Annotated in this window: 1 protein-coding gene; it reads left to right on the top strand. The window is 45.1% G+C overall.

Annotation, left to right across the window (positions count from 1 at the left end):
* The coding region (locus RBR29_RS11975; protein WP_320349116.1) for a helicase-related protein at window positions 1–4,680 on the top strand (4,680 nt) is incomplete at its 5' end.
* Window positions 4,681–4,721 lie beyond the last annotated feature (41 nt).

Raw genomic sequence — 4,721 nt, 5'->3', positions numbered from 1 at the left:
AATTGGGGTTTTAGTTACGATACAAAGCCCGTTACATTCAAGCGATACACCGGCCAGGAGTCTGAGCAGGCAAAGCTGGAAATATGCTCTAATCCTCCGGATATATTGTTGACCAACTACGTGATGCTGGAGCTAATCCTGACCAGACCCAATGAGACCCCTCTGGTTCATGCCTGCAAAAACCTCAAATACTTAGTCCTGGACGAACTGCACACCTACCGTGGTCGCCAAGGGGCTGATGTGGCAATGTTGATCAGAAGGACAATAGATGCCACAAAGGCTGAGAAGGTGATCTGCGTGGGAACCTCAGCCACCCTATCCAGTACAGGTGATCGCTTGGAGCAAAATCGTGAAATCTCCAGAGTCGCATCCTTACTCTTCGGAAGCAAGGTTGAGCCAGAAAATGTGATCGGAGAATCGCTTCAACGCTTGACCAACGAGTTCGATTTTGATAGCCCTGCGGTTATTTCTAAGCTCAGGGATTCAATAGATAGTACGCTCAAGGCCAATGATGCAAACATAGATGATATCAATCAAGATGCATTTTTCTCATGGATAGAGACCACCTTCGGAGTAGAGACTGACCCGGTTACAGGCAGATTGTATCGATCATCGGCAAAGTGTATCTCCGGCAAGGATGGCGGTGCTGAGAAGCTCAGTAAACTCACAGGCATTGATCATTCAACCTGTAAAAGTGCGATCCAGCATGCCCTGTTGTTAGGGTTTAAAACCATAAATCCGAGTAACGGATTTCCTGTATTCGCCTTTAAGCTGCACCAGTTCATCAGCAGAGGGGATACTGTCTATGCATCTCTCGATGAGAATGACATCAGGCACCTTACAGTCCAGAGGCAGTTGTTCGTTCCCAATAGCAACAAAGATAAGATACTGCTCCCCATGGCATTTTGCCGTCACTGTGGACAGGAGTACTACACAGTCACCAAGGTCTTCGATGAGGAGAAGGAGGTTTGGCGGTTTGTCCCCAGAGAACTGAACGAAAGAGTCTTTGATGAGGAGCAGGAAGCAGGATTTCTCTATGTAAATGATGCAGATAAATGGTCTGACAATCCAGCCGAAAATGCTGATAAAGTACCAGAAGAATGGAAAGACCAGGATGGAAAGATCATGTACAATCGGAGAGAGTATCTGCCGAAACCAGTGCTTGTTACACCCGATGGGCAAATCAGAAACTCGGGTAGACAGATGCTCTTCCTTAATGCTCCATTTCGGTTTTGCCCCAACTGCATGGTCTCATATGCTGCCAATCAAAGAAGTGACTTTGCCAAACTATCTGCTCTAGGCACAGAAGGTAGAAGCACCGCTACCACCATTCTATCACTATCGGCTGTAAGGCACATCCGAAATATGGAATTACCTCCTGAAGCTCGAAAGCTCTTGAGCTTTACCGATAACAGACAAGATGCATCATTGCAGTCTGGCCATTTTAATGACTTTATCCAGGTTGGCCTGCTAAGGGGAGCTTTGTATCACGCTTTGGCAGAAAGAGCTAGTGAAGGTGTCAGGCACAGTGAACTTACCCAAGCAGTATTTGAGAGTTTAAGCTTATCTTTAGACGAATATGCATCTAACCCAGATGCCAGTAAGGGACTTGCCAAGACTGAAACCGAACGTGCCTTGAGAAACGTCCTAGGATATCACCTGTATCGTGATTTGAAAAGAGGATGGAGGGTTAATGCTCCTAATCTTGAACAAACAGGTCTCTTGGAAATTGAATATCTTTCAATCGAGGAGTTAGCTGCCGATAATGATCAATGGGCAAGCTGTCATCCTGCTATTGCCAATACTGATATAGAAACCAGGACAACCATCCTGAAAGCTCTGCTTGATTGGATGAGAAGAGAACTTGCCATCAAAGTATCCTACCTTAATCAGCAGGATCAGGAAAGGATTCTCCAGCAGAGCGGGCAGCGCCTTGTGCCTCCTTGGGGCTTTGACGAGAATGAGCAGACCAAACAGCTAACCCATGCCTCTGTGCTATATCCAAGGTCACGGAAAAAGGGAGACTACGGCGGAGATACGTATCTATCCACCCGAAGTGGTTTTGGACAGTTCATCAGGCGAACAAACACCATTAGAAACTACGATCAAAAGCTAACCTTGGATGATACACAGCAAATCATTGAGAACCTACTAGACGGTCTGATAACTTATGGCATCATCGAAAAAGTAAAAGACAACATGGCTGATGGCGTACCAGGATACCAGTTAGTGGCAGATTCAATGATCTGGAAGGCCGGGGATGGTTCCAAGGGAGCTTATGATCCCATACGTCAAACTTCACTTTCTTTGGAAGGACAACCTGTAAACCAGTATTTCAAGGAATTCTACCAATTCATAGCTGCATCTACCCGGGGTTTATATTCCAAGGAGCATACGGCCCAAGTGTCTTATGACGAACGAGAACGCAGAGAAGATGACTTCCGAGAAGCTAAACTGCCCATATTATACTGCTCCCCAACTATGGAATTGGGTATCGATATATCGCTGTTAAATGTGGTTAACATGCGCAATGTTCCTCCCACTCCTGCGAACTACGCTCAGCGCAGTGGGCGTGCCGGAAGGGGCGGTCAACCCGCATTGGTATTCACATACTGCTCTACAGGAAGTCCGCATGATCAGTATTTCTTTAAACGTCCTGTCAATATGGTCTCGGGAGCAGTAGCAACACCACAGATTGATCTTGCCAATGAGGATATGCTGCGCTCGCACATCAATGCGATCTGGCTTTCAGAAGCCAGGTTGAAATTGGGAAACACTCTTACCGAAGTAATCGATATCACTGGGCAACCGCCTACGCTTGATCTCTTACCAGATATTCAAAATGCTTTGCAGGATTTTACAATTAGGCAGAGAGCTTTGTCCAGAGCATCTAGGATCATCAGTTCTATCGAAGATGATATCATTACTTCTATATGGTATACTCCTGATTGGCTTAGCGATACATTAGGCCAGCTATCTCTGCAGTTCCAACAGGCTTGTGAACGCTGGCGTGGCCTTTACAAGGCCGCTCTACATCAGCAGGAAGTCCAGAATAAGATCATACTTGATGCCTCAAGAAATCAATCGGATAAAGACCAGGCCAAACGTCTGAGAAGAGAAGCCGAATCCCAATTGGAACTTCTCACAACTTCAAGTGGGGCAATTCAATCAGATTTTTATAGTTATCGCTATTTTGCCAGTGAGGGATTCCTCCCTGGTTACAATTTTCCTAGGCTGCCTCTCTCTGCCTTTATTCCCGGGAGAAGATTGAGAAGCGGTAAGGATGAATATCTATCCAGACCCCGCTTCTTAGCCATTACCGAATTCGGACCTCGATCTTTTGTTTACCATGAAGGGTCCAGATATATCATCCATCAGGTTATCATGCCGGCCCAAGATGAACAGAACAATGTTGCGACCAGCGAAGCAAAGCTATGTCCTCAATGTGGATATTTGCATGTTCTGGAAGTTGGAGCAAACAAGCAGAAATATGATAAATGCGAACACTGCGGAAGCGATTTAGATAAGACTATATCTAACCTTTTCAGACTTCAGAATGTAGTAGCTAAACGCAGAGATCAGATTAACTGCGATGAAGAAGAACGCCTAAAACTCGGTTTTGATATCCGAACAACAATACGCTTCGCTTCACGTTCAGGTCGCCTATCCTGTGTAAGCGCTAAAGTCATGAGAGGTGATGAGTGCTTGGCAGTCTTGACCTACGGTGATTCTGCTATGATCTGGCGTATAAACATGGGGTATAAATCCCAACGACCTGGTTTTGTCTTGGATACAGAGCGTGGGTATTGGGGTAAACACGATAGTGAAGATACCGATGATGATTCACCTATGGGTAAATCGAAGATACTGGTTCGTCCCTTTGTCAGCGATACCAAGAATTGCCTCTTATTTGAGCCTCAGCTTAGTGTGAGCGACACAATTCTCGCCTCTTTACAAGCAGCCCTGAAGAATGCCATCCAGAGAGTATTTGAATTGGAAGATAACGAGCTTTCAGCTGAATCTTTACCGTCGAGAGACAATAGAAAGTCTATCCTTTTCTATGAGTCTACAGAAGGTGGAGCTGGGGTTCTGAAACGTGTTATAGACATGACTGGCTTTAAGCGCGTCATTAAAGAAGCGATAGAACTCTGCCATTATGATCCAATCACTTTTGAAGACTTGTTAAAAGCACCTCAGTCAAAAGAGCCTTGTGAAGCTGCTTGCTATGATTGCCTGATGAGCTATTCGAACCAGACCGATCATGAATTACTGGATCGTAAGGCTATAATTGATGTACTGATCAGTCTGCTCAGTTCAGACTTGTCTCGCTCTTCCAGCGAGTTCTCTCGGGTAGAACACTATGAGAGATTAAAGAATCTAAATGGTTCCACTCTGGAAGTCAAATGGCTGGACTATCTTTACAACAATGGTTACAACCTGCCTACTCATGCGCAGGAACTCATAGAATCCTGCCATACCCAACCGGATTATCTCTATAAAGACAAATACGTTGCAGTCTTCATTGATGGTCCCGTGCATGATTCACCTGATCAGCAAGCTAAAGACAGAATAATTACAAATGACCTAGAAGATACTGGCTGGCATGTTATCAGGTTTAAGTACAGTGAAGACTGGAAAGCGATAATCTCAAGCAATGCTAACGTGTTTGGAGATAAGTAAGGTTATGACTATGCACTACGATAACTATGTCGTTACACTGT

Origin of the sequence: Castellaniella sp. (assembly GCF_034007085.1) — a bacterium.
Taxonomy (GTDB): domain Bacteria; phylum Pseudomonadota; class Gammaproteobacteria; order Burkholderiales; family Burkholderiaceae_B; genus Castellaniella.
The sequence above is the reverse complement of the archived record's forward strand: the minus strand, read 5'-3'. Positions and strand labels throughout refer to the sequence as shown.